This is a genomic window from Lichenicoccus roseus (assembly GCF_005844085.1).
Lineage (GTDB): Bacteria > Pseudomonadota > Alphaproteobacteria > Acetobacterales > Acetobacteraceae > Lichenicoccus > Lichenicoccus roseus.
Map to the genome: position 1 here is coordinate 315,030 of NZ_VCDI01000004.1, position 22,684 is coordinate 337,713.

The following is a 22,684-nucleotide window of genomic DNA, read 5'->3' on the forward strand; positions in this document are numbered from 1 at the left end:
CAGGAATTCACCATGAACACGATCGAGAACAGCCGCAGCTATTACGGCGACATCCTGCAGGGCTCGGCCGACCTGCGCACCGATGCATGCTGCACCACCGCGGCACCGCCGCCGGCGATCCGCGACGCCCTCGCCCGCGTGCATGACGAGGTCCGTGCGCGCTACTACGGTTGCGGGCTGGTCGCCCCGGATGCCATCGAGGGCGCGCATATCCTCGATCTGGGATCCGGCTCCGGACAGGACGCCTACGTGCTGGCGCAGCTGGTCGGGGAGCGCGGCAGCGTCACCGGCATCGACGCCACGCCCGCACAGCTCGACATCGCCACGCGGCATCTCGACTGGCACCGCGACCGCTTCGGCTACGCCCGCTCGAACGTTCGCTTCCAGCATGGCGATATCGAACACCTGGACGAGCTCGATCTGCCCGAGGGAGGCTACGACGTCATCGTGTCCAACTGCGTCATCAACCTGGTGTCGGACAAGCAGGCCGTGCTTGCTGCCGTGCACAGGCTGCTGAAGCCCGGCGGCGAGTTCTACTTCTCGGATGTCTATGCCGATCGGCGGGTGCCGGCGGCGCTGCGCCACGATCCGGTTCTGCATGGCGAATGCCTGTCCGGGGCGCTCTACTGGGGGGATTTCGAGCACCTCGCGAAACTGGCCGGCTTCGCCGATCCGCGTCTGGTCGGCGATCGTCCGCTCGGCATCGGCGATGGACGTATCGCCAGGCTTGTCGACGGCATCGGCTTCTTTGCCGCGACCTGGCGCCTGTTCAAGCTGGACGGGCTGGAGCCGCGCTGCGAGGATTACGGCCAAGCGGTGCGCTATCTCGGCAGCATCGCGGGCTGTCCGCGCCGGTTCGACCTGGACCGCCACCATGCGATCGAGACCGGTCGCATCTTCCCGGTCTGCGGCAACACGTGGCGGATGCTGGCCGGATCCCGCCTGGCGCCGCATTTCCAGTTCAGCGGCGATTTCTCGCAGCACTACGGCGTGTTCCCGGGCTGCGGCACGTCGAGCCCGTTTGCAGGCAACCCCCCGGGAGCGGCCAAGGCCGCGGCGTGTTGCTGATCGACGCCGCCCGCGATCCGTCCGCGCGGATCACTCCGGCTGGATAGAGACGATCAACGGATCGGTGCCGAGTGCCACCGTCATCCCGGTGACGCCGCTGCCTGTGCTGACCGGGGCAGTGCCGGTGAGCGGATCGTAGACCGACGCATCTGAGGTGACGTTGCCGAGGTAGATGCTGACGGTCGTCGGGCTGGTGGCGCTCTCGTTCCAGATTGCCAGCCAGAGGCTGCCGTCCGGCTTCTCCATCAGCACCGTGCGTGCGGTAACGGGCAGGTTCGCGAGCGTCGGCGTCAGCGCAGGCGCCGGTAGCGAGCCGGATGCGTATGCCAGCCCGGCGAGGGCGGCGTAGGGCGCGAAGGAGGCAGGGTCGTTGCCGGGGGCAAGGTCGCGTACGTGCGAAATGCCGAGATACTTCATGTCGGCCGCCGCCGTTGCGTTCACATACAGCGTGTTGAAAAGGCTATATCGGCGCACGAACCGATGGAGGCGGCGACACTCAGGATTGCAACGGCCACGGGATCTTCCGTCGGCAAATGGAGCGGGATGGCGTCAAGGCGCACTTCATCTGTGACGGCGGTCGATCCGCACGTTCACGATGTTGGTAATTTTCGTCAGTACGGCGATAGGACGTCCTGGCCCAAGCCGTCCGCGCAATCTTGATCGAGGATCGCTGTCAAATCGAGTCGGCCACTCAAGACATCAAAAATATCAAACCACAAAAACCGTTTTCCTAAAGTATCGACCAAGACGGCGAAATGCCTGTTTGCCGTTGCTACGGCAGCACCGGAAGGTCCGGTACCCGGGTCGCGATCGCCAGACGCTGGATCAGGCCGGGCCACAACCGCGCCCCCAACAGCAGCGCTACCTGCCCGCCGGTGCTTCGGCCGAGTGCGCTCAGGCCGCTGGCGATGCGCATCTGCGGCCGCAGCGCCCGGTGCATCCGCTCGTGGTAGGCTGCAGCGGCTTCACCCGTCAGCACCGCACGGGCCGCCTGCTTGGCGGTATGCAGGGCGATCGACATGCCGTCGCCGGTAAACGACGGGATCACCGCCATCTGGTCGCCCAGCCTGTACAGATCGCAGGGCGCTTCCTCGCCGCCGCGATGCAGGAAGCCGTACGGCACCCGGGCAATGCTCAGCGGCCGGTCCAGGCGGTCCGTTGCCCCCTGCAGGCGATGCCGCAGATGCGCGCTCTCCGCCGTCAGGGACTGCAGCAGGCCACGCCAGTCACCGCCTGCGTGCGCGAAGCGGTCCGACGTCGTCACCAGGCAGAGGTTGGCAATGCCGCCCTCGACCATCTGCAGCCCGGCATAACCGTCGCGGAACAGCATCAGCTCGACATGGCCCTCCAGGGCAGTCCTGCTTGCCTGCAGCAACGCAAAGTAGCTCTTGAAGCACAACTGGCTCCGGGAACTCCGGCCGGGCGGCGACCGCCGCATGCCGCGCAGGTCGTGCTTGCCGGTGGCGAGCAGCACGCCCTCGCCCCGCACACCTTCGCCGCCATCCAGTTCGAGCCCGGTCGCGCCGCTCTCGGTCACCGTACGCCGAACCAGGCAACCGGTGCGGATCCCGGCGCCCGACGCCGCCGCATGTGACAGCAGGGCGGCATCGAGCCGTCGCCTGGTCAGGCTGCTGCCGGTGAAGGGCAGCGCCGCCTCGATCAGCGATGAACCGCGGGCCACACGCACGCGCTCGATGGCGACCGCCCCGAGAGCGTCAAGGTCGAGCCCGAGCGATGCGAGATGCCGGCGCGCCTCGATGCTGATGAACTCGCCGCAGATCTTGTGCCGGGCGACGCGCTCGCGCTCGAACAAGGTAACCGGCCGCCCCTGCTGCGCCAGGTCGCAGGCGGCCGCGGCACCGGCCAACCCGCCGCCGGCCACCAGGATCATCCCGGATGCCGCTCGTCCTGGCGAGCCTCTTCCAGATATTCGACACACAGTCGGAACATCGGCCTCCAGAGCAGCCGGGCCTCGATCCCGGCCTGGTCGAGCAGCGCGCGCCAGTCGGCCGAGCGGAAGCTGCGCGCCACCGACAGCATGCCGTCCTGGCGCACGATCGCATGCCAGCGGGCCAGGCGGGCGGTCACCCCGAAGCCGTGATAGGCCAGGGGATGGCGGTGCAGGTCGTTGATGAACCAGCCGCGTCGCGCATGACGCTGCATCCAGCGCAGATAGCGCACCACGTCCACGTCATCGAGATGGTGGGCGAACAGCGAGCTCACGATGAAGTCGGCCTGGCGGTCGCAGCCGAACACGTCGCCGGCCTGGAACTCGATCGGCATCGAGGCCGGCGTGCGGGCACAGGCGGCGGCGGCGCTGCGCGGGTTGAGGTCGATGCCGGCCAGTTCCACCCGCAGCCCGCGCCGGCGCGCCCAGCGTCCGATGCGTCGCAGCAGGTCACCCTCGCCGAAGCCGACATCGAGCACCGAGATCCGCGTCCCGCGTGCAAGGCCCCGGGTGGCGCGTTCGAGGAAGCCGATGGTCGGCGCGTGCGCCAGCATCACCCGGCTGACCGATGCGAGGTCGTTCATCACCGCGTCGTAGGTTTCCGGCCCGACATCCTCGCCGTCAAGGATCTCCGGACCATCGGCCCGGACGGCAAGGTCCACTCGCCGTGGAGGCGGCAGATCCAAGCGCCGTGGCGGCAGCTCCATCAGCCGGCCCGGCGGAACCGGAAGCTCTCGGCCACCATGCCCGGGCCGAACGCCATGCCGATGCCGCGCGAGCCGTCCTGCCCGGCCAGGATGCGGGCCAGCACGAACATGACGGTGGCCGACGACATGTTGCCGTACTCGTGCAGCACCGCACGCGAATGGCGCAGCCGCGTCGGATCCAGTTCCAGTCCGACCTCCACCGCATCCAGCACGGTGCGGCCGCCGGCGTGCACCGCCCAGAGGTCGTAGGCGCCGGCGGGAAGGCCGCGCAGCAGGCTGCAGGGCTGCTCGCCATCGCCGCGCAGGGCGCCGGCGATGCGGCCGGGCACCTTGCCCGACAGGTGCATGTCGAAACCCTGGTCGCCGATGCGCCAGGTGATCAACCCGGCGCTGTCAGGGACGATCTCGCTGCGGAAATCCTCCAGCGCGAGCCCGACCGGATCCGCGGTGATCAGCGCAGCCGAAGCGCCGTCCGCGAACAGCATGAAGGACAGCACCGTCTCGAGGTCGGAGGTCTCCTGCAGATGCAGCGTGCTGAGCTCGCAGTTCACCATCAGCACGCGTGCACGCGGATCGGCGCGTACGGTGTCGTAGGCCAGTCGAAGCGCCGGCACCGCCGCCGAGCAGCCCATGAAGCCGACCATGGTGCGGCCGACGGTCGCCTTCAGGCCGAGCCGGTCGGCAATCTGCAGGTCGAGGCCGGGCGCGGTGAAGCCGGTGCAGGAGGCCACCACCACGTGGGTGATGCGATCGGTCTCGCCCTCCAGCCCGAGCCGGCCGATCGCCTCCAGCGCCAGCGTGCGGGCGAACGGTTCGTACAGCCGCATGCGCGCGCCGGTGGAGGGAAAGGCGCCACGCCGGTAGAAGCCGTCGGCGTCGACCTCGCCAGCCTCGAGCGAGCCGGGCCGGAAGTTCGAGTAGCGGTGCGCGATGCCCGACCGTTCGGCCATGCGGTCGAACACCAGCCGGGCGCGGTCGTCCTCCAGCAGGGTGCGGGCGAAGCCGAGGAACGCCAGGTGCACGTCATGTTCGGGGACCGCGGTGGCGACGCGGTTGAGATGCGGCAGGGCGAGGGGCGGGCTCAAGCCGGGATGACGATCATGAGGATCTCCGGGAAGGCGCGGCGCGGCGCACCATCAGGGTGGCGTTGAGGCCGCCAAAGGCGAAGGAATTGGACAGGGCTACCTCGATCGGCGCCGGGCGGGCGACATTCGGCACGCAGTCGATGTCGCAGTCGGGATCGGGGGTGGTGAACCCGACGGTCGGCGGCAGCACGCTGTCGCGCAGTGCCGACACGGTGACCGCCAGCTCGAGCGCGCCGCTGGCGACCATGCAGTGCCCCAGCATCGACTTGGTGGAGGACACCGCCATGCGGTCGAGATGGCGCCCGAACACGGCACGCAACGCCGCCACCTCGGTGCGGTCGTTCAGGCGGGTGCCGGTGCCGTGCGCATTCACGTAGCCGACCGCATCGGCGGACACCCCGGCATCCTCGATGGCGGCGCGCATGGCGGCGGCGGCGCCGTTGACGTCCGGCGCGGTGATGTCGCCCGCATCGGCGGAGCTGCCGAAGCCGATCAGCTCGGCCTGGATCACGGCACCCCGCGCCAGGGCTGCGTCCCACTCCTCCAGCACCAGGATCGCGCCGCCCTCGCCGATGACCAGCCCCTTGCGCTCCAGCGAGAACGGCTGGCAGCGGTCCGGGCTGAGTACGCGCAGGCCTTCCCAGCCCTTGAGGAAGCCGACCACCACCGAGGCATCGGCGCCGCCGGTGATGGCGCAGTCGAGCATGCCGGCGCGGATCATCTGGAAGGCGTGGCCGATCGCGTGGTTCGCCGACGCGCAGGCCGAGGCCATGGAGACGCTCGGACCGCGCAGGCCGAATTCCATCGAGACGTGGCTGGTGGCGCTGCTCGGCATCACGCGCGGCACCGTCAGCGGGTGAACCCGCTTCACGAGGTCGCCGTAGAACGCCTTGTAGGACGAGTCGAAGGTGTGCTGGCCGACCGCGGCCGACAGCACGACGCCGCCGCGCGCGCCGGCCGCGCGGGTGTCCAGGCCGGACATCCCCACCGCCTCGCGGGCGGCGACCAGAGCGAACTGGGTGCCGCGATCCAGCAGCACCAGCTGGCGCGGATCGAAGAAGGCCAACGGATCGAAATCGCGGATCTCGGCGGCGACCCGGGTGGTGAGGCGCTCGGTCGGGATGGTGGTGATCGGACCGATGCCGCACGTTCCGTGCTGCACTGCGGTCCAGAGCGACGCCATGTCGGCGCCGATGGAGGCGATCGCGCCGAGACCGGTGACCGCGACCCGACGCCTCACCCGCGCGCCGTATCCGTCGTGCCGCTCATCCGGGGGTCGGCACCGCGGGCTGCGTCGATGGCGCGCAACGCATGCGCGACCAGGTCACCGATGGTGCTGAACTCGCCGCCCGCCCGCTCCGGGGCGACCGGGATCTCGACATCGTAGCGGGCCTCGATCTCGAAGATCACCTGGACCATGTCCAGGGACGGGATGCCAAGGGCCTCGATCGAGGCATCGGGCGTAAGCCTGGCACGGTCGATCTGGGTCTCCTTGGCGACGATATCGAGGATCTCGGCGGTCCTGGGGTCGCTGGCCAGCTGAGGCTCGGGCTGTAGCATGGACATCCTTCGTCTGACGGGCCCGCTTGCGAAGTCCGGTCCCCTTGTTGGAAGACCATTAGCGATCAGCCGCGTCCGGCGCATCCGCTTTTCTTGACGGCGATCATGGCGGAAGGGATGGATGGCGAAAATAGCTGGATTTCCCGCGATGCCCTGTCTTGCTCCGATCGTTCGATGCCGGAGACCGCCCAGGATGATCGGCAGCAGCCTTCGCAAGGCAGCCTTCGCCGCCCTCGTCGCTCTTGCCTGGAGCCCGGCGTGGGGCATGACCCTGGACGGGGTCGGGATGCCGGACAGCCTGCAGTTGCAGGGCCAGCCGCTCCGCCTCAATGGCATGGGGGTGCGAAGCTTCACGCTTCTCCACATACGCGGCTACGTCGCCGGCCTGTATGTTCCGGCGCCGACCCACGACCCGGCCGCATTGCTGGCCGAACCCGGCCCCAAGGTGCTGAAGATCCAGTTCGTGCGCCAGGCCAGCGTCGGACGGGTGCAGGACGAGTATCAGCGCGGGCACCGGCTGAATTGCGTCCCGCACTGCTCGGCTACCGAAGAGGCGGCCTTCGAGCAGTTGCTGGGCACCGCGCGCCCGGTCAAATCCGGCGACATCACCAGCTTCGTCTTCATGCCTAAGCAGCTCGACGTGATGTTCAACGACAGCAGGATCGCCACCATCCCCGGCGCCGAGTTCAGCCATCACCTGCTGGCCAGCTTCCTCGGCGAGCAGCCCCCCACGGTGCCGTTGCGCGACGGCCTGCTGGGTTTGACAACGCAATAACTGATAAACATAATTTATGTCTTATTAACGTTGATGTTACCGCGTGGAAACCAACCGGGCGCCGGAGCTGTTCGCTTCGAGGATGAACCGGGCCAGCCTGTGCAGATGGGGGCGAGCGTAAGGACGGAGGCGTGCGATGCTGCAGAGTGTCATCGAGCCGTCGAGGCTGCTGCCAGGCGGAGAGGCCGCGCGCCGGCAGGACCCCGGCGTCCCGCCGGCCGCCGGCGGCCCACGCATCTCGATCCTGCACGGCGACATGGACGAACTCCCGGCCTTGTCGGACCTGCTCACCGCTGCCGGCTACCAGGTACGCTGCCACCGCATCGGATCGGTGCAGCATTCATCGCCGGCCGACAGCATTCCCGACCTGATCCTGGTGCAGTCCGGCGGCGGACTTGGTCGGGTCAGCTTCATTCCCAGCATCCTGGTCACGACCGAGGCTGAACTGGCGGATCCGGCCTCGCGCTTTCCGCTGCATGACGACATGCTGGTGCGGCCGTTGCGCGGGCCCGAGGTGCTGGCCCGGGTCGCGACGATCCTCGAGCGCCGCACCACGCCGATCCGCAATGCGGGCGGTGGCCTCGCCCGGACCGCCACCCGCTCCACCCCTACAGTCGTCGGACTGCCCGATCGCCATTCCTTCGAGGCAGAGCTGGCGCTGCGTGTCGGCGTGGCGATCCCGCTGCAGGCGCCGGAAACCGCCGTCGTGGTGATCGCGCTAGACCGGCTGCGTGAGGTCAACACCGTCTTCGGCTACCAGGCCGGGGACGTGGCGCTGGCCGAGGCGGCCCGTCGGATACAGGCTTGCCTGTCGGCGGGGGACCTGTTCGCCCGTATCGGCACCGACCTGTTCGCGGCTGCCCTGGATGGGGTCGGCGACGCCGAGACGGCGATGTCACGTGCCGGCGAGATGGTCCGCGGCCTGCAGACCGTGCGGACCGACGGGGGTGAGACCCTGGCGCTCGGTGCGATCGCGGGGATCAGCGTGCATCCGTCGGACGCCAGCGATGCCGAGGGGTTGTTGCGCCGCGCCAGCGTCGCCTTGCAGGATGCCCGTTCGGCGGGGCCCGGTCAGGTGCGGCTGTTCCGCCCGGAAGGCCAGCCGCTGCAGACGCGCCTGCAACTCGCACGCGACCTGCACGCCGCGGTGCGCGACCAGGACTTCATCCTCCACTACCAGCCACAGATCATGCTGCGCACCGGTGCGATTTGCGGTGTCGAGGCGCTGCTGCGCTGGACCCATCCGCAATTCGGCAACGTTCCGCCAGCCAGCTTCATTCCGCTTGCCGAAGAGCAGGGGCTGATGTGCGCGATCGGCAGGAACACGCTGGCGATGGCCTGCACCCAGGCGGCGCGCTGGCAGCAGGCGGGCTACCCGCCCTTCCGCATGGCGGTCAATCTCTCGCCGGCGGAGTTCTACAGCGACAGCCTGGTGGAAGACGTGGCCGCCATCCTGCGCGACGCCGGGCTGGAGCCGCACTGGCTGGAACTCGAGATCACCGAGGCGATGCCGCTCGACGACCTGGGCAGCGCGATCCGGATCATGCGCGAGCTCAAGCAGCTCGGGGTCAGCCTCGCGGTGGACGATTTCGGCACCGGCTGGTCGTCGCTCAGCTATCTGCGCCACTTCCCGCTCGACCGGCTGAAGATCGACCGCTCGTTCACCCGCGACGTGACACGCGCGGCCGACGCGGCGGCGATCACCCGGACCGTCATCGGCCTTTCCGGCAATCTCGACGTCGCCTGCATGGCGGAGGGCATCGAGAGTGTCGAACAGCTCGACTGGCTGCGTGACCAGGGCTGCACCGAGGGCCAGGGCTACCTGATCAGCCGGCCGATGGCCGCGGATGCCATCACCCGGCTGCTCGACCTGCAAGCCGCCCGCCCGCCGGTCGCCGGCGGCAAGCTTCTGCTGCCGGGGTTGCGGGCCTGAGCGAGTTGCGGCATCCCGTAGTTCCACCGATTGGCGCGAGGCACGGGTGAGCCCTGACCTGGATGACGACCTGGTCGACGCGATACGGAGCGTGGTCGCCGGCGAGCCCGACTTCGTCGCCAACTGCGCGAATGCCGCCGCCCTGCTGTTCGAGCGCCTGCCGCAGGTGAACTGGGCCGGCTTCTACATCCTGCGCGGCGAGGTGCTGGTGCTCGGGCCATTCCAGGGCCGGGTCGCCTGTGTCCGCATTTCGCTTGGCCAGGGCGTCTGCGGCACCGCGGCGGCCCGCCGCGAGACCATCGTCGTGCCGGACGTCCACCAGTTTCCCGGCCACATCGCCTGCGATGCTGCGTCTCGCTCCGAGATCGTGGTGCCGCTGCTGCGCGGCGACCGGCTGCTCGGCGTGCTGGATATCGACAGCCCGGTCACGGCGCGCTTCTCCGACGCCGACCGCCTTCTGTGCGAGCAGGTCGCGCGCCTGGTGGTCGACGCGTCGTCGGACTGACCGCAACGTTGCCGACCGCTCCGGACGTGATCCGACCGGTGGCGGCCGCACTGGCCGTGGTGCTGCGGGCCAACCGCATCCTGCTGGTGCAGCGTCGCAATCCACCAGACGCCATGCTGTGGGGCTGCCCGGGTGGAAAGATCGAGACCGGCGAGACCATCGCGTCGGCGGCGCTGCGCGAGCTTCTCGAGGAGACCGGCGTGGTGGCCGAGGCGGTGCGGCTGCTGACACCGTTCGACCTGCTGTACCGGCGAGCCGACGGGCTGCTGCTCGGGCACTATGTCCTGCTGCCGGTGCTGTGCGTTTTTTGCGGCGGTCGTCCGTCGGCAGCGTCCGACGCACACGACGCGTCCTGGTTCGACCTCGGCGCCGTGGCCGGCGAACCGCACCGCTTCTCCCCGCGTCTCGGCACCCTGATCACCCAGGCACTGCGGCGGGTAGAGCATGACCCGATCGATCATGCTCCGCTTGTCGATTGATGGAGCAGCTTGGTCCGACACTTGGCATCGCAACGCGATTCCAAGCGACCGGATGCTGCCCTAGGTGATCTCCAGGGCCTGCACCGCAGTCTCCAGTTCCTGGAAGCTGGGCATCTGCTCGCTCGGCACCATCTTGCGGCCGCTCTCGATGCTGACCTGCGGCGGATTGCCATGTAGATGCGCGACCAGAACCGCGCGGATCAGCTCGTAGTATTTGCTCTCCTCCTTGATGATGGTCTGCAGCCGCGACGCGATCGGCGCCACCACGCCGTAGGCCAGCAGGACGCCGAGGAAGGTGCCGACCAGGGCGCCTCCGATCATCTCGCCAAGCACCGAAGGCGGCTCGTTGATATGCGACATGGTCTTGATGACGCCGAGCACGGCGGCCACGATGCCCAGCGCCGGCAGCGCATCGGCCATCGTCTGCAGCGCATGCGCCGGATGCAGCTCCTCGTTGAGGATCTTCTTGAGCTCGCGCCCCATCAGGTCGTCGAGCTGGTTCGGATCGTCGGCGTTCATGCCCACCATGCGGAGGTAGTCGCAGATCAGCACGGTGACGTGGTGGTTGGCGCTGATCTTGGGAAACTTGCCGAAGGCCGAACTGGTCGAGGGGTTCTCGATGTGCGGCTCCAGCGCCATCACGCCGCGCGTGGAGGCCAGCTTGACCAGGAAGAACAGCAGGCTGAGCAGCTCCACATAGTCGTCCTTCTTGAACGCCGGTCCCTTGATCGTCTTGATGAGGCCGCCGACCGTATGCTTCAGGTCGTGCATCGAGTTGGCCATGATGAAGGTGCCGATCGCGGCGCCCAGGATGCTCAGCAGCTCGAACGGCATCGACGCGATCAGCGCCCCGATGGCGCCCCCCGACGCCATGAAGCTGCCGAACACGCACAGGATCAGGAAGACCAGGCCACCGATGGTAAGCATGTGCCGCTCCTCCTACCGGGCCGCTGCGGCATCGGTGCCGGCGCCGTCGCGGGCGGCAGCGGCCACCCCGGGTGCCGGCAGGATGCGCTGCAGGGTCAGCACGATGCGCCGGTTCGACGGCGACAGCGGGTCGGCCGGCAGCAGCAGGCCGTGATCGGCATAGCCGGTGACGTTGCTCAGCCTGCTCTCGGAGAGGCCGCCCCCGACCAGCACGTTGCGGGCCGCATCGGCGCGTCCCGACGACAGGCTCCAGTTGGACACCTGCCCGGCGCGGTAGACGCCGGCATCGGTGTAGCCGCCAATCGAGACCATCTGCGGCAGCTTGGCGATGAACGGGGCGACGAGACGCAGCAGCTGCTGAGCCCGCTCGTTCGGCACCATCGAGCCGGTGGCGAACATCGGCTGACGCTCGGAGTCCATGATCTGGATGCGCAGCCCTTCCGGCGTCACGTCGACCGACATCTGCCCGGCGAAGGCCCGCAGCGACGCATCGTTCGCGACCGCCGCCCGCATCGCCTCTGCCGCATCATGCAGCGTCGCGGCTTCGGCCTGTGCCGCCGCCTGGCCATCGCCTTGGCCGGCATCGAGGGTTGTTCGGCTACCCGTATCGCCCTTGGCCAGCCCGCCAGGCGGCCCATCGCTCCCGGCGACCGCCTTGCCACTTGCGGTCGACGTGGCGAGCTTGCTGTCCTTCGCTCCGGGTGGCGGACCAGCCGGCGACGGCGGCGCGGACACGTAGGTGGCGTTCGGCCCGACGCCGAGCGGACCGGGCTTGGCTTCCGACGCGGTGCCGGTGTCGGGATCGCCATCGTTCTCCGGGGTCTGCTTGTCGGCGTGCGCCGACAGGGTCGCAAGCTGCGGCGGCCCCTGATCGATGAGCTGCGCGCCGTCCGCGACCGGAGAGGCGCCGCCCGGCACCATGCCGGTGCCGGAGAAGCCGTTCTCGACCTTGGCCATCGGGCTGAAATAAGCGGCGATGCCGCGGCGCTGGTCCTGCGTGGTGGCGTTGATCAGCCACATCAGCAGGAAGAAGGCCATCATGGCGGTTACGAAATCCGCGTAGGCGACCTTCCAGGCGCCGCCGTGATGGCCGCCCTCCACGATCTCCTCGCGACGGATGATGACGTTGCCGCCACCGCGTGCAGCGTTCTTGCCGTTGCTTCGTCCGCCCGCCATCTGTGCCGCCTCCGTTGCGACCCATGCGGGGCCTGGAGGCAGAGTGCCTGAGGGGAGTTAAGCCGGCGTTAGCGGCGCGACGGAACCGGCAGCAGCGCCAGTTCGGTTCCGAGGTTGGCCGGCAATCCCGGGCGCAGGGTGACCCGGTAGAGGGTGTAACGCTCCGCCAGCCGCCCGGGGCGACCGCGATCAAGGGTCGCCAGCCGCCCGACATCGCTGAACAGCAGCGGGTCCGGCGCGTCCTTCCGCTTCGTGCTGCGCACCAGCAGCATGCGCACGCTGCCCAGCGCCGGATGCGGCAGCGTGAACAGGCGCCAGCGTGGCTCGGCCGCAAGCACCGCATGGCCGGTGCCGGCGAAGGCGAGTTCGCTGGCCAGGCCGTATTCGTCGGCGACCAGCGGCACCCCTGGTCCGGCGATGGCGGCGGCCCGTGCTGCGAGGGCCGGCCAGCCAGCCAGCCGCATCAGCGTCACGTCGAGCGGGCGCGGCAATGGCAGCGGCGCCGCGACCGACTGCAGGTAGACCAGGCCGGTCAGGGCGAACCCGAGCATCGCGCCGGCTCGGCCCCAGCGCCGGGCAATCGGGGCGGCCGCGATCGCGCAGGCCGGGTAGAGCAGGCCGGGCCAGTTCGCCTGCACCCGGTCCCCGAAGGCGTGCTGTACGAAAACCAACGCCGCCGGCAGGGTGACCGCAACGAGCAGCGTCTCCCCGGGGCCTGCGGCGCGGCGGGCAAGCCGACCGATCCCGCACACCAGCAGCACGAAGATGATCGGCGTCGCGAGCCCGGCCTGGCCGCCTACCAATTCGGCGAGGTAGCGGACCGCGCGGGCCGGATGCCAGTCACCGGTCCGGCCGCCCTGCCTGATGAAGCTGGCCCAGGCATGCGCCGCATTCCACTCCAGCACCGGCGCGAACAGCAGCAGCGCCAGCGCGGCGGCGAGCCAGGGCCAGGGCGTAAACAGCCAGCGCCGCCCGGCTGCAGTCAGCAGCAGCCAGAGCGGCAGGCCGGCGGCGGTCAGCAGGGCAGTGTACTTGCTGTCCATCGCCAGCCCGATCGCGACACCTGCCGCCAGCCACCAGGCGCCGCGCCCGGTGGCAATGACCCGCCCGAATGCCGCGAGCGCCGCGGTCCAGAAGAACAGCAGCGGGGTGTCCGGCGTCATGGTGACCGCGCCGACGCCCAGCAGCAGGGTCGCGTTCAGCAGGATGGCCGCGCGGATCGCCACCGCAGCAGGCGTCGCCAGCAGGTCGCGGCAGGCACCGGCCAGCAGCAGCGTGCCGAGGGTCGCCGCAAGCGGTGCAAGCAGCCTGATGCCGAGCGCCGTGTCGCCGCAGAGGAAGGTCCCGGCGGCGATCCACAGCGCCGTCATCGGTGGATGGTCGAGGTAACCCGGCGCCAGCGCGTGCGACCAGGTCCAGTAGTACGCCTCGTCGGCAGACACCGGCGACCATGCGGCGACCAGCAGGCGCAGGAAGGTCAACGCCGCCAGGAGCGACCACACCAGGAGTGGCGATCCCAGGGGTGCAAACCAGCGACGTTCGCCAGCCATGGGCGCAGGCGGCCCTATTTACGGCGCCAGACCAGCGTCGACGACACTGCGTAGTTCCACACCACGCCGATGACCGCGCCGGCGGCGGAGGCCGGGCCCCAGCCACGATGGGCGATGAACAGGGCCCTCGCGATGCCGACATTGGCAAGAGCGCCAGCCGAGCAGACGACGATGAAGAACAGCAGGCCGAGCCAGAACCGCGCTCCGGTGAGACGGCGATCGCGATAGGTCAGCGAGTTGTCCAGGGCGAAATTGACCAGGATGGCGACGAGCGTGCCGGTGAGCTGCGCCTTGGAGAAGCTCAGTCCGCCGTAGCGCGCGAGATCCAGCACCAGGATATTGACCGCGACCCCGGTGGCGCCCACCACGGCGAAGGCGATGAACCGCGTGGGCAGCAGGCCGCCCACCGCCTTGTCGAGCAGCATCGCGATGAACTGGACCAGCACCAGGGCGTCCAGCTTGCTCTCGCCGGCGGCGCGCTGCTTGAAGTGGCACGGGATCTCGACCACCCGTGGCGGCGTACGCGCGCTCAGGATCAGGTCGAGCAGGATCTTGAAGCCCTTGGCGCTCAGGCGCGGCGTGACTTCGTCGAAATAGTCGCGGCGGCAGGCAAAATAGCCGCTCATCGGGTCGCCGAGTCGCACCGGCAGCATTGCCTGCGCCATGCGTATCCCGCCATCCGACAGCCGGTGCCGCCAGGCATTGCTCAGCCCGTCATTGTCGCCGCCGGCAACATGGCGGCTGCCCACGGCGATGTCGCAACTGCCGGAACGTACCGCCTGCAGCATCGGCGCCAGGCGCGTCTCGTCATGCTGCAGGTCGCCATCCATGACCGCGACGAACTCGGCCGAGGACGCCATCACCCCCTCGATCACCGCCGAGGACAGGCCGCGCCGCCCGACCCGGCGCAGGCCGCGCACCCGGGTGTCCTGCGCCGCCAGCGTGCGGATCTCGGTGGTGGTGCCGTCCGGGCTGTCGTCATCGACGAAGATGACCTCCCAGGCGCCGCGCAGGGTCGGATCGAGGGCTGCCTCGAGCGCGGCAACCAGCGGGCGGACGTTCGCGCGCTCCTTGTAGCAAGGCACCACGATGCTGAGGATCGGCGCGGTGGCGACCATGGCCGGGCGATCAAGGGTGGTCGACATGTCTATGTCCTCCCGGCCGGCCGGTCCGGAGGCTCGACCGGCACGCCGACCAGGTTGCGGCTGGTGCGGATTGTCTGCAGCGTCTGCACCCGGCTGACGTGCACGGCCTCGGTGAGCCGGCGGGTGAGCTGGTTCTCGTGGACGGTGTCGCGCGCGACCAGTCGGAGCAGGAAGTCGCCGCCGCCGCGGATCATGTGGCACTCGCGCACCTCGGGCCATTCCGCGACCATGGCCTCGAAGCCGGCGAGTACGGCGTCCTTCTGGCTGTCCAGGCCGATCAGGGCGAAGAAGGTGATCGCCCAGCCGAGCAGCTGCGGATCGCTATCGCCATGGTAGCCCCGGATGACCCCGAGTTCCTCAAGCCGGCGCACCCGGCGCAGGCAGGGGGGCGCCGAGATGCCGGCACGCCGGGCCAATTCAACGTTGGTGATGCGGCCGTCCTCCTGCAGTTCGGCCACGATACGCCGGTCGATCGCATCGAGCTCGGTCACGATCGTATGGACTTTGTAACGAAAAAACACGGCATGGACGGCTCTGGCTGGCGAAGGCGTGTGGGCGGCGGGGGGTGCGACATCGGCACCAAGCATATAAGGCAGCAGCCCGGAAACGCCACAAAGCCGCTTCGCGACAGCCTGTTCGGCCGGCATCTTGCTTGCACAGCATGGAATCCCACCGATATCCTCGACCCCACGGGTGCGCCCTGGGGCCGCAAGGGAGTTCAGAGCGACCATGAGTGAGACCATCTCGACCGACGTCCTGGTCATCGGCGCCGGTCCGGCCGGATACACGGCGGCGATCTATGCGGCGCGCGCCAATCTCCGCCCGGTGCTGGTGGCAGGGCTGCAGCCGGGTGGCCAGCTGATGATCACCACCGACGTCGAGAACTATCCAGGGTTCGCCGAGGCGGTCCAGGGCCCCTGGCTGATGGAGCAGATGGCGCAGCAGGCCGAGCATGTCGGCACCCGCATGATCCACGACCTGATCATGCAGGCCGATCTGGCTGCCCCGCGCGCGCCGGGCGAGCCGTTCCGGCTGGTCGGCGACTCGGGCGACATCTACCTCGCCGGCAGCGTCATCATCGCCACCGGCGCCCAGGCGCGCTGGCTCGGGTTGCCGTCCGAGAAGAAGCTGCAGGGTGCGGGCGTATCGGCCTGCGCCACCTGCGACGGCTTCTTCTATCGCGGCCGCCGGGTGGCGGTGGTCGGCGGCGGCAACACCGCGGTCGAGGAGGCGCTCTACCTCACCCACCATGCCGACCACGTCACCCTGGTGCATCGCCGCGACCGGCTGCGCGCCGAGCGCATCCTGCAAGACCGGCTGTTCGCGCATTCGAAGGTCTCGGTGGTCTGGAACAGCGTGGTCGAGGACATCACCGAGACCGGCAGCCCGCCGGTGGTAGGCGGGATCGTGCTGCGCGACGTCGCGACCGACCAGAGCCGCGAGCTGGCGGTGGACGGCGTATTCGTCGCCATCGGCCACACGCCGAACACCTCGGTGTTCCGCGGCCAGGTCGAGCTCGACGAGGAGGGCTACGTCGTCACCAGGCCAGGCTCCACACAGACCTCGCTGCCCGGCGTGTTCGCCGCCGGCGACGTGCAGGACAAGATCTTTCGCCAGGCGGTGACGGCGGCCGGTACCGGCTGCATGGCGGCGCTGGAAGCGGAACGCTACCTTGCGGAAATTCATCCGGCGCAGGCCCTCGCCGCCGAGTGACGGCATGGGTATGAGAACAGGCCGATGATGGCGGCGCTGCGTTGAAGCTTGGCAGGGTGGGCGGGACAGCATGAGCATGGATTGGGACAAGCTCCGCATCTTCCATGCCGTGGCCGAGGCCGGCAGCTTCACCCATGCCGGGGACGTGCTCAATCTCAGCCAGTCCGCGGTCTCGCGACAGATCTCGGCGCTGGAGGAGGCGCTGCAGGTGCCGCTGTTCCACCGTCATGCGCGCGGGTTGATCCTGACCGAGCAGGGCGAGGCGATGAACCGCACCGTCCGCGAGGTGTTCGCCAAGCTGGCGATGACCGAGGCGCTGCTCACCGAGAGCAAGGAGAAGGCGGCCGGACGGCTGAAGGTCACCACCACCACCGGCTTCGGCGGCACCTGGCTGACGCCACGGCTGCCCGCCTTCCTCGAGGCCCACCCCGACATCACCATCACGCTGATCCTGGAGGATGGCGACCTCGATCTCGGGATGCGCGAGGCGGACGTCGCCATACGCATGCATCCTCCCCGGCAGCCCGACCTGGTGCAGCGCCATCTCGCCGACATCCACCTTCCGGTCTGCGCGGCGCAGTCCTATCTCGACCGCAGCGGCACGCCGAATACCATCGAGGAACTCGACAACCATCGGCTGGTGCTGTTCGGCAGCTATCATCCACCCTCGCCGGACATCAACTGGATCGCCAGCGCCGGCCGGCCGAACGGCTCCAAGCGGCTGTCGACGCTGGAGGTCAACAACCTGGCCGCGATGGCCGACGCGATCGAGGCGGGGCTCGGGATCGGCACCCTGCCGCACTACATGCTGAACGATCGGCCCGGCCTCAAGAAGATCCTTACCGGGGTGAAGTCGCCGGTAATCGAGGCCTACTTCGTCTATCCGGAAGAGCTGCGTACCTCGAAGCGTGTCGCGGTGTTCCGAGATTTCCTGCTCTCGGAGATGGCCGCGCGAAGCTGACGCGCGCGACGGCGTTGCGACTTTTCGTCAGGTGAAATAGCGACGGGTTTCCGACCGGCCTCCGTTCAAGGAGGACCAGGAAGGAGATCGTCATGCATTCCACCACCATGCCGCGCTGCCGCTGATGACAGCCGGCGCGCGGGAAGTGCGCAACCGCAAGAAGCACCCGACGATGTCGGCAGTTTTTTTCCGAAGGCAAACAGGCCTGTCAGCACGCAGGATCTTCGGGTTGGTGGCCGCGTGCCTGGTGGCCGCGGCGCCGCTCTCGGCAGTGTTCGCGCAGGACACGCCGCCAACCGCCTCGTCACCGGCGCTACACGCACATCGCCTGCAGGAACGGTTCGATGCGGCGAACACGACGCATGACGGCCACCTTACGCTGTTGCAGGCGCAGGATGGCGACTTGCGCATGGTCGCAAATCATTTCGATGACATCGATATTGGACATAAGGGCTACGTCACCCTGAATGACGTCCGGCACTACGCTCAGGTACGGCGTGCAGCGCGGCGTGATCTCGCGAACGGCGCGTCGCCGGCCCTGCAGGGACAACGATGATGGCCGGGCATGGCACCCGTCTCCGCTGCATCGCCGGTGTCGCCTTGCTGGTTGCGTCCCTCGGCGGATGCGCCTGCCGCCCTGGCCGTATCGTGCCCCATGGCGGCGTCGATCCGGGACGCTGCCGGATCTGGTGAGGGCACCGTTATGAGAAAATTCATCACGCACCTGCATGATGGCGTCGTGGCGACCGTCATGGCCATCACGTCGATCACCCCGCTCATCCCGGCGCCCGCCACTGCCTGGGGTTGGCACGATGGCTGGCGTCGGAGCTGGGGATGGCATGCCGGCTATCGCTGGCACCCGGGCCTTGGCTGGGCGCCCCCCGGCCCGGTGGTACGGGCGGCGGCGGCGGTCGTTGTTGGCCCGGTCTGAATAGGATCACACCGGAACGGTCCGCACCAAGTCCCGGGCCACCGGGGCTGATACGCAGTTTTGCCGACCTCGCACGGAGTTTGCCGTCATGCGCATCTGCGCCAGCCTGCTTCTGCTCGCCTGCCTCTGGGCGCCCGGCCACTATGTGCTGCGTCCTGCCTGAGCAGGCGATGACCGCACGCCCCCTCTCCGCCGCCGCGATCGCCCTCAACCGCTTCGGGCTGGGGGCATGCCCGGGCGACGACCAGCCCATGGAAGCACGGCGCTGGCTGCTCGAGCAGTTCAGGGATTTCGAGATCCGTCCGGCGGGAATGGCCACGCTCGCGGATGCCGGCATCGTCGTGCAGCGATATCGCGCACAGCAGCGCGCGCTCAAGCAGGCCGCGGGTGCCGCTCCAGGAACCCTGGAAGCCAGCCTGAAGCCGATCCGCGAGGCGTACATGCAGACCACGCGTGCGCTGTATCGCGATGCGGTCCAGGCCCGCGCCCAAAGCGCATTGACTACGGCCGCGCCGTTCGTCGAACGCATGGTGCATTTCTGGTCGAACCATTTCTGCATCTCGACAGACAATCCGGAGCTTGCCGCCTATGCGGGCAGCTTCGAGCGCGACGCCATCCGGCCGCACGTGCTCGGCCGCTTCTCCGACATGCTGCTGGCCGTCGAGCAGCATCCGGCGATGCTGATCTATCTCAACCAGATCGCCTCGATCGGACCGGACAGCCCGGCTGCGCTGAAGGCGGAACAACGCGAGCCTGGACGGCGGCTCGGCCTGAACGAGAATCTCGGACGCGAGATCATGGAGTTGCACACGCTTGGCGTGCGGTCGGGCTACAGCCAGGCCGACGTCACCGAATTCGCCCGCGCGTTGACCGGCTGGACCATCGATGGCCTTGGACGTGGCCATGACCGCGAGGGCGATCCGGATGCGTTCGCCTTCCGGCCGATGCAGCATGAGCCGGGTCCGCGCCGGGTCATGGGCCACACCTACGACCAGGCCGGCGAGGACCAGGCGACCGCCGTGCTGCTCGACCTTGCCAGGTCGCCCGCCACCGCCAGCCATGTCGCCACCAAGCTCGGGCGTCATTTCGCCGGCGACACGCCGCCGCCGCGTCTGGTGGCGCGGCTCGCACAGGAGTTCGAGCGGAGCGGCGGCGACCTGCCGAGCCTCTACCGGGTATTGATCCTGTCCCCCGAGCCCTGGGCCGCCACGCCGCTGAAGTTCAAGACGCCCTGGGAATGGACCATCTCGGCTCTACGCGGGATGGACCAGACCGGGCCCGGTCAGTTGCAGCTGGCCGGCGTGCAGTCGGCGCTCGGCCAGCCGGTGTGGAAGCCGGGCTCCCCGGCCGGATGGGACGACACCGCCGCAAGCTGGGCGGCGCCGGATGCGCTGCTGCGCCGGGTGGAGTTCGCATCGCGGCTGGCAGCGCCCTTCGGCGACCGCATCGATGCCCGCGTGATCGGCGCACGTGTCATGCCCGCCTCGCTCTCGGAAGCCACCGCCGAGCAGGTCAGGCGGTCCGAGAGCCCCGCCAGTGCGCTGGCGCTGCTGCTCGTCTCGCCCGATTTCCTCAGGAGATAGGCCGATGCTTGTCCGCCGAAACTTCCTTTCCTGCGCTGCACTCGGCGCCGGCGCCCTATGGGTCAACCCGCAGATGGCGCTGGCCAGCGTCGGCACCGATCGGCGTTTCGTCTTCATCATCCAGCGGGGCGCCGCCGATGGGCTGGATATCGTGCGCCCTTGTGGCGACCCTGCGTACAGTGCCCTGCGCGGATCCCTCGCGGACGGTGCGTCGAAGCCGATCCGACTGGACGGGCTGTTCGCCCTGCATCCCGCCATGGTCGAACTTGGCCGGATGTATGCGCAACGCCAGGCGTTGTTCGTGCATGCGGTGGCGTCGCCCTATCGGGACCGGTCGCATTTCGACGGCCAGAACGTGCTGGAGACCGGCGGCTCGCGTCCCTATCAGCTGAAGGACGGATGGCTGAACCGGCTGGCATCGCTGCTGCCGCGCATACGTGACGAGGCCATCGCGGTCGCCGACACCGTGCCGATGGCGCTGCGCGGCAAGACGCCGGTCTCGTCGTATGCGCCGTCCAGCCTGCCGCAACCCAGCGACGACCTGATGACGCGCGTCGCGACGCTGTACGACGCCGATCCGCAGCTGCACCCGCTCTGGGATGCCGCGTTGAACGCCAGCTCCCTGGCCGGGCACGTGTCTGCCAAGCAGGACCCGGCCAGTCTCGGCCGGCTGTCGGCCAGCTTCCTCGTGCAGGAGAACGGCCCCCGGATCGCGATGATCGAGACCGGGGGCTGGGACACGCACAATGCGCAGGCCCCGCGCCTCGCGGCGCAGCTGAAGGCGCTGGACACCATGCTGGCGGCCCTGCAGGACGGTCTCGGTGCGGTCTGGAGCCGGACGACCGTGCTGATCGCCACCGAATTCGGCCGCACGGCGGCAATCAACGGTACCGGCGGCACCGACCACGGCACCGGCGCGGTGGCCATCCTGGCGGGCGGCGCGGTCCGTGGTGGCCGGGTGATCGCGGACTGGCCGGGTCTCGCCGCCGGGCAGCTCTATGAGCAGCGCGACCTGCGCCCGACCACCGGTCTCGACGCGCTGATCGCCGGCGTCGCGGGCGAGAGCCTGGGCATCGACCCGGGCAAGGTCGCACGCGCCCTGTTCGCCGCCGCCCCGCCGGGCCGCCCGATGACCGGCCTGATCGTCGCCTAGCTGTCGGCCTCCCCGCCGCCCGACCGGACGATGTCGTCCTCGCCGAGATAGGGTCCGGACTGCACCTCGATCAGCGTGAGCGGGATGCGGCCGGGATTCTCCAGCCGGTGCTCGCAGCCGAGCGGCAGGTAGATGCTCTCGTTCTCGCGCACCAGCGTCTCTTCGCCTTCGCGCGTCACCAGCGCCACGCCCGCCACCACGATCCAATGCTCGGCGCGGTGATAGTGCTTCTGCATGGCGATCTGCGCGCCTGGCGAGATCAGCACGCGCCTGACCTGGAAGCGATCGCCGGCAGTGAGGCTCTCCGAGAAGCCCCATGGCCTGTAAACGCGATTATGCGCCACCGCCTCGTGCCGGCCGTGCGCGCGCAACCGCTCGACCACCTTCTTCACGTCCTGGGCGCGGTCGCGATGGGTCACCATCACCGCATCCTCGGTCACCACCACGATGGCGTCCTGCAGGCCGGTCACCGCGGTGACGATGCCGTCGCTGCGGACGTAGCAATTGTTGGTATGCTCGAGGAAGACGTCGCCGATCGCCACGTTGCCGGTGGCGTCCTTCGGGCTGATCTCCCAAAGCGCGTCCCAGCTTCCGACATCTGACCAGCCAAGATCGGCGGGGACCACGGCGGCCCGGCTCGTATGCTCGGCGACCGCGTAGTCGATGCTGATGTCGGGCGCCTGGCGGAACGTCGCCGGGTCGAGCCGGATGAAATGCAGGTCGCTGGTGCGCGCCTCCACCGCCTTGCGCGCCGCCGCCAGCACGGCCGGCGCATAGAGCTGCATCTCCTCCAGCAACGTCTCGGCGGTGAACACGAACATGCCGGAGTTCCAGAGATGGCGCCCGGACTGGAACAGCTCGGCCGCCCGCGCGGCATCCGGCTTTTCGACGAAGGCGGTGAGTTCGCGCACGCCGGGCAGCCCGGCCAGCGGCGCACCGGCCTCGATATAGCCGTAGCCGGTCTCCGGCCGCACCGGCTTCATGCCGAAGGTGACGATGCGGCCGCCGATGGCGGCAGCGACGGCGGCGGAGACCGCTTCCGCCAGCGCCGCCGGCTTGGTGATCGCGGCGTCGGCGGCCATCATCCAGAGCACCGATTGCGGGTTCTCCTCGGCGACGAGCAGGGCAGCCGCCGCCAGGGCCGGCGCGGAGTTGCGGCCCACCGGCTCCAGCACGATGCGCGCGCCCTCGATCCCGGCTTCGCGCATCTGCTCGGCGATCAGGAACCTGTGCTCCTGGTTGCAGACTATGATCGGCGGTGCGAAGCCGCTGCCGACACCGCGCAGCGCGGTCTCCTGCAGCATCGAGCGCTCGGAAATCAGCGGCCAGAGCTGCTTCGGGAAGCTCGCACGCGAGACCGGCCAGAGCCTGCTGCCGGATCCCCCCGACAGGATGACCGGAACCACGGTGACGCCGTCGACGGGCACCGTCGCAAGCTGAACCTCACTGTCCATGATCCGGACGACCCCCGCTAACGTTTTGCAA

At 69.1% G+C, this 22,684-nt stretch carries 23 protein-coding genes; 11 read left to right on the top strand and 12 right to left on the bottom strand.

The features are described from left to right. The first annotated feature begins 12 nt into the window (after window positions 1–12). Entirely contained in the window at window positions 13–1,068 is a 1,056-nt protein-coding gene (locus tag FE263_RS13795) for a methyltransferase domain-containing protein (protein WP_138326590.1), read from the top strand. A 30-nt stretch (window positions 1,069–1,098) separates the two neighbouring features. On the opposite strand, the gene FE263_RS13800 is transcribed toward FE263_RS13795, so the two are convergent. The 6 genes from FE263_RS13800 to FE263_RS22140 all read right to left on the bottom strand — a co-directional run bounded on the left by FE263_RS13800 (window position 1,099) and on the right by FE263_RS22140 (window position 6,368). Beyond that, window positions 1,099–1,485 carry a hypothetical protein gene (locus FE263_RS13800; RefSeq protein ID WP_138326591.1) on the bottom strand — a complete coding sequence of 129 codons (387 nt, stop codon included), beginning with the start codon at window positions 1,483–1,485 and terminating at the stop codon, window positions 1,099–1,101. A 355-nt stretch (window positions 1,486–1,840) separates the two neighbouring features. Next, on the bottom strand, window positions 1,841–2,959 hold the full coding sequence (locus FE263_RS13805; protein ID WP_138326592.1) for an NAD(P)/FAD-dependent oxidoreductase: 1,119 nt from the start codon (window positions 2,957–2,959) through the stop codon (window positions 1,841–1,843). Beyond that, window positions 2,956–3,678 carry a methyltransferase domain-containing protein gene (locus FE263_RS13810; protein ID WP_205880379.1) on the bottom strand — a complete coding sequence of 241 codons (723 nt, stop codon included), beginning with the start codon at window positions 3,676–3,678 and terminating at the stop codon, window positions 2,956–2,958. Before FE263_RS13810 ends, FE263_RS13805 begins: the two co-directional genes overlap by 4 nt. Before the next feature lie 44 nt (window positions 3,679–3,722). Then, window positions 3,723–4,808 (bottom strand): type III polyketide synthase, encoded by a 1,086-nt coding sequence (locus tag FE263_RS13815; RefSeq protein WP_138326594.1) that lies wholly within the window; start codon window positions 4,806–4,808, stop codon window positions 3,723–3,725. Between the two features lie 13 nt (window positions 4,809–4,821). Then, complete coding sequence (locus FE263_RS13820) at window positions 4,822–6,048, bottom strand: beta-ketoacyl-[acyl-carrier-protein] synthase family protein (RefSeq protein ID WP_138326595.1); 1,227 nt, start codon at window positions 6,046–6,048, stop codon at window positions 4,822–4,824. After that, a complete protein-coding gene (locus FE263_RS22140; RefSeq protein ID WP_171034107.1) occupies window positions 6,045–6,368 on the bottom strand; it encodes an acyl carrier protein in 324 nt (107 codons plus the stop codon). The genes FE263_RS13820 and FE263_RS22140 overlap by 4 nt, the downstream gene beginning before the upstream one ends. A 193-nt stretch (window positions 6,369–6,561) precedes the next feature. On the opposite strand from FE263_RS22140, the gene FE263_RS13830 reads away from it, so the two are divergent. The 4 genes from FE263_RS13830 to FE263_RS13845 all read left to right on the top strand — a co-directional run bounded on the left by FE263_RS13830 (window position 6,562) and on the right by FE263_RS13845 (window position 10,060). Further along, complete coding sequence (locus tag FE263_RS13830; protein ID WP_171034108.1) at window positions 6,562–7,143, top strand: chalcone isomerase family protein; 582 nt, start codon at window positions 6,562–6,564, stop codon at window positions 7,141–7,143. A 136-nt stretch (window positions 7,144–7,279) separates the two neighbouring features. Further along, the gene (locus FE263_RS13835) at window positions 7,280–9,076 is read left to right on the top strand and encodes a putative bifunctional diguanylate cyclase/phosphodiesterase (protein ID WP_138326597.1); all 1,797 of its coding nucleotides are present in this window, start codon (window positions 7,280–7,282) and stop codon (window positions 9,074–9,076) included. A 46-nt stretch (window positions 9,077–9,122) separates the two neighbouring features. Then, the gene (locus tag FE263_RS13840) at window positions 9,123–9,581 is read left to right on the top strand and encodes a GAF domain-containing protein (RefSeq protein ID WP_240759567.1); all 459 of its coding nucleotides are present in this window, start codon (window positions 9,123–9,125) and stop codon (window positions 9,579–9,581) included. Window positions 9,582–9,589: 8 nt separating this feature from the next. Beyond that, on the top strand, window positions 9,590–10,060 hold the full coding sequence (locus tag FE263_RS13845) for an NUDIX hydrolase (RefSeq protein WP_205880380.1): 471 nt from the start codon (window positions 9,590–9,592) through the stop codon (window positions 10,058–10,060). Between the two features lie 60 nt (window positions 10,061–10,120). Here the strand turns inward: FE263_RS13845 and motA are convergent, their stop codons facing one another. The 5 genes from motA to FE263_RS13870 form a co-directional block, all read right to left on the bottom strand. Further along, window positions 10,121–10,987 carry a flagellar motor stator protein MotA gene (gene motA, locus FE263_RS13850; RefSeq protein ID WP_138326599.1) on the bottom strand — a complete coding sequence of 289 codons (867 nt, stop codon included), beginning with the start codon at window positions 10,985–10,987 and terminating at the stop codon, window positions 10,121–10,123. Between the two features lie 12 nt (window positions 10,988–10,999). Next, window positions 11,000–12,163 carry a flagellar motor protein MotB gene (locus FE263_RS13855; RefSeq protein ID WP_138326600.1) on the bottom strand — a complete coding sequence of 388 codons (1,164 nt, stop codon included), beginning with the start codon at window positions 12,161–12,163 and terminating at the stop codon, window positions 11,000–11,002. Between the two features lie 68 nt (window positions 12,164–12,231). After that, a complete protein-coding gene (locus FE263_RS13860; protein ID WP_138326601.1) occupies window positions 12,232–13,713 on the bottom strand; it encodes a glycosyltransferase family 39 protein in 1,482 nt (493 codons plus the stop codon). Between the two features lie 14 nt (window positions 13,714–13,727). Further along, window positions 13,728–14,858 (bottom strand): glycosyltransferase, encoded by a 1,131-nt coding sequence (locus FE263_RS13865; RefSeq protein WP_138326602.1) that lies wholly within the window; start codon window positions 14,856–14,858, stop codon window positions 13,728–13,730. A 2-nt stretch (window positions 14,859–14,860) separates the two neighbouring features. Beyond that, entirely contained in the window at window positions 14,861–15,349 is a 489-nt protein-coding gene (locus tag FE263_RS13870) for an Lrp/AsnC family transcriptional regulator (protein ID WP_240759568.1), read from the bottom strand. A 238-nt stretch (window positions 15,350–15,587) separates the two neighbouring features. Here FE263_RS13870 and trxB point away from each other — a divergent pair, with 238 nt between their 5' ends. The 6 genes from trxB to FE263_RS13900 all read left to right on the top strand — a co-directional run bounded on the left by trxB (window position 15,588) and on the right by FE263_RS13900 (window position 21,199). Next, window positions 15,588–16,571: a thioredoxin-disulfide reductase gene (trxB, locus tag FE263_RS13875; protein WP_138326604.1), complete on the top strand. Its 984-nt coding sequence runs from the start codon at window positions 15,588–15,590 to the stop codon at window positions 16,569–16,571. A 76-nt stretch (window positions 16,572–16,647) separates the two neighbouring features. After that, window positions 16,648–17,532 carry a LysR family transcriptional regulator gene (locus FE263_RS13880; RefSeq protein WP_138326683.1) on the top strand — a complete coding sequence of 295 codons (885 nt, stop codon included), beginning with the start codon at window positions 16,648–16,650 and terminating at the stop codon, window positions 17,530–17,532. Between the two features lie 124 nt (window positions 17,533–17,656). Continuing rightward, complete coding sequence (locus tag FE263_RS22400) at window positions 17,657–18,088, top strand: hypothetical protein (RefSeq protein ID WP_205880381.1); 432 nt, start codon at window positions 17,657–17,659, stop codon at window positions 18,086–18,088. A 147-nt stretch (window positions 18,089–18,235) separates the two neighbouring features. After that, a complete protein-coding gene (locus FE263_RS13890; RefSeq protein WP_138326605.1) occupies window positions 18,236–18,463 on the top strand; it encodes a hypothetical protein in 228 nt (75 codons plus the stop codon). A 170-nt stretch (window positions 18,464–18,633) separates the two neighbouring features. After that, the gene (locus FE263_RS13895) at window positions 18,634–20,046 is read left to right on the top strand and encodes a DUF1800 domain-containing protein (protein ID WP_138326606.1); all 1,413 of its coding nucleotides are present in this window, start codon (window positions 18,634–18,636) and stop codon (window positions 20,044–20,046) included. A gap of 4 nt (window positions 20,047–20,050) precedes the next feature. After that, on the top strand, window positions 20,051–21,199 hold the full coding sequence (locus FE263_RS13900) for a DUF1501 domain-containing protein (protein WP_138326607.1): 1,149 nt from the start codon (window positions 20,051–20,053) through the stop codon (window positions 21,197–21,199). Here FE263_RS13900 and FE263_RS13905 read toward each other — a convergent pair. Beyond that, entirely contained in the window at window positions 21,196–22,653 is a 1,458-nt protein-coding gene (locus tag FE263_RS13905; RefSeq protein ID WP_138326608.1) for a mannose-1-phosphate guanylyltransferase/mannose-6-phosphate isomerase, read from the bottom strand. The two genes, FE263_RS13900 and FE263_RS13905, sit on opposite strands and share 4 nt — an antisense overlap. Window positions 22,654–22,684 lie beyond the last annotated feature (31 nt).

Coding starts and splice junctions, on each gene's coding strand:
- FE263_RS13835 (WP_138326597.1), top strand. CDS start 7,280: ATGCTGCAGAGTGTCATCGAGCCGTCGAGGCTGCTGCCAGGCGGAGAG.
- FE263_RS13830 (WP_171034108.1), top strand. CDS start 6,562: ATGATCGGCAGCAGCCTTCGCAAGGCAGCCTTCGCCGCCCTCGTCGCT.
- FE263_RS13895 (WP_138326606.1), top strand. CDS start 18,634: ATGACCGCACGCCCCCTCTCCGCCGCCGCGATCGCCCTCAACCGCTTC.
- FE263_RS13800 (WP_138326591.1), bottom strand. CDS start 1,485: ATGAAGTATCTCGGCATTTCGCACGTACGCGACCTTGCCCCCGGCAAC.
- FE263_RS13865 (WP_138326602.1), bottom strand. CDS start 14,858: ATGTCGACCACCCTTGATCGCCCGGCCATGGTCGCCACCGCGCCGATC.
- FE263_RS13900 (WP_138326607.1), top strand. CDS start 20,051: ATGCTTGTCCGCCGAAACTTCCTTTCCTGCGCTGCACTCGGCGCCGGC.
- FE263_RS13890 (WP_138326605.1), top strand. CDS start 18,236: ATGAGAAAATTCATCACGCACCTGCATGATGGCGTCGTGGCGACCGTC.
- FE263_RS13905 (WP_138326608.1), bottom strand. CDS start 22,653: ATGGACAGTGAGGTTCAGCTTGCGACGGTGCCCGTCGACGGCGTCACC.
- FE263_RS22140 (WP_171034107.1), bottom strand. CDS start 6,368: ATGCTACAGCCCGAGCCTCAGCTGGCCAGCGACCCCAGGACCGCCGAG.
- trxB (WP_138326604.1), top strand. CDS start 15,588: ATGAGTGAGACCATCTCGACCGACGTCCTGGTCATCGGCGCCGGTCCG.
- FE263_RS13795 (WP_138326590.1), top strand. CDS start 13: ATGAACACGATCGAGAACAGCCGCAGCTATTACGGCGACATCCTGCAG.
- FE263_RS13855 (WP_138326600.1), bottom strand. CDS start 12,163: ATGGCGGGCGGACGAAGCAACGGCAAGAACGCTGCACGCGGTGGCGGC.
- FE263_RS13880 (WP_138326683.1), top strand. CDS start 16,648: ATGGATTGGGACAAGCTCCGCATCTTCCATGCCGTGGCCGAGGCCGGC.
- FE263_RS13805 (WP_138326592.1), bottom strand. CDS start 2,959: ATGATCCTGGTGGCCGGCGGCGGGTTGGCCGGTGCCGCGGCCGCCTGC.
- FE263_RS13860 (WP_138326601.1), bottom strand. CDS start 13,713: ATGGCTGGCGAACGTCGCTGGTTTGCACCCCTGGGATCGCCACTCCTG.
- motA (WP_138326599.1), bottom strand. CDS start 10,987: ATGCTTACCATCGGTGGCCTGGTCTTCCTGATCCTGTGCGTGTTCGGC.
- FE263_RS22400 (WP_205880381.1), top strand. CDS start 17,657: ATGACAGCCGGCGCGCGGGAAGTGCGCAACCGCAAGAAGCACCCGACG.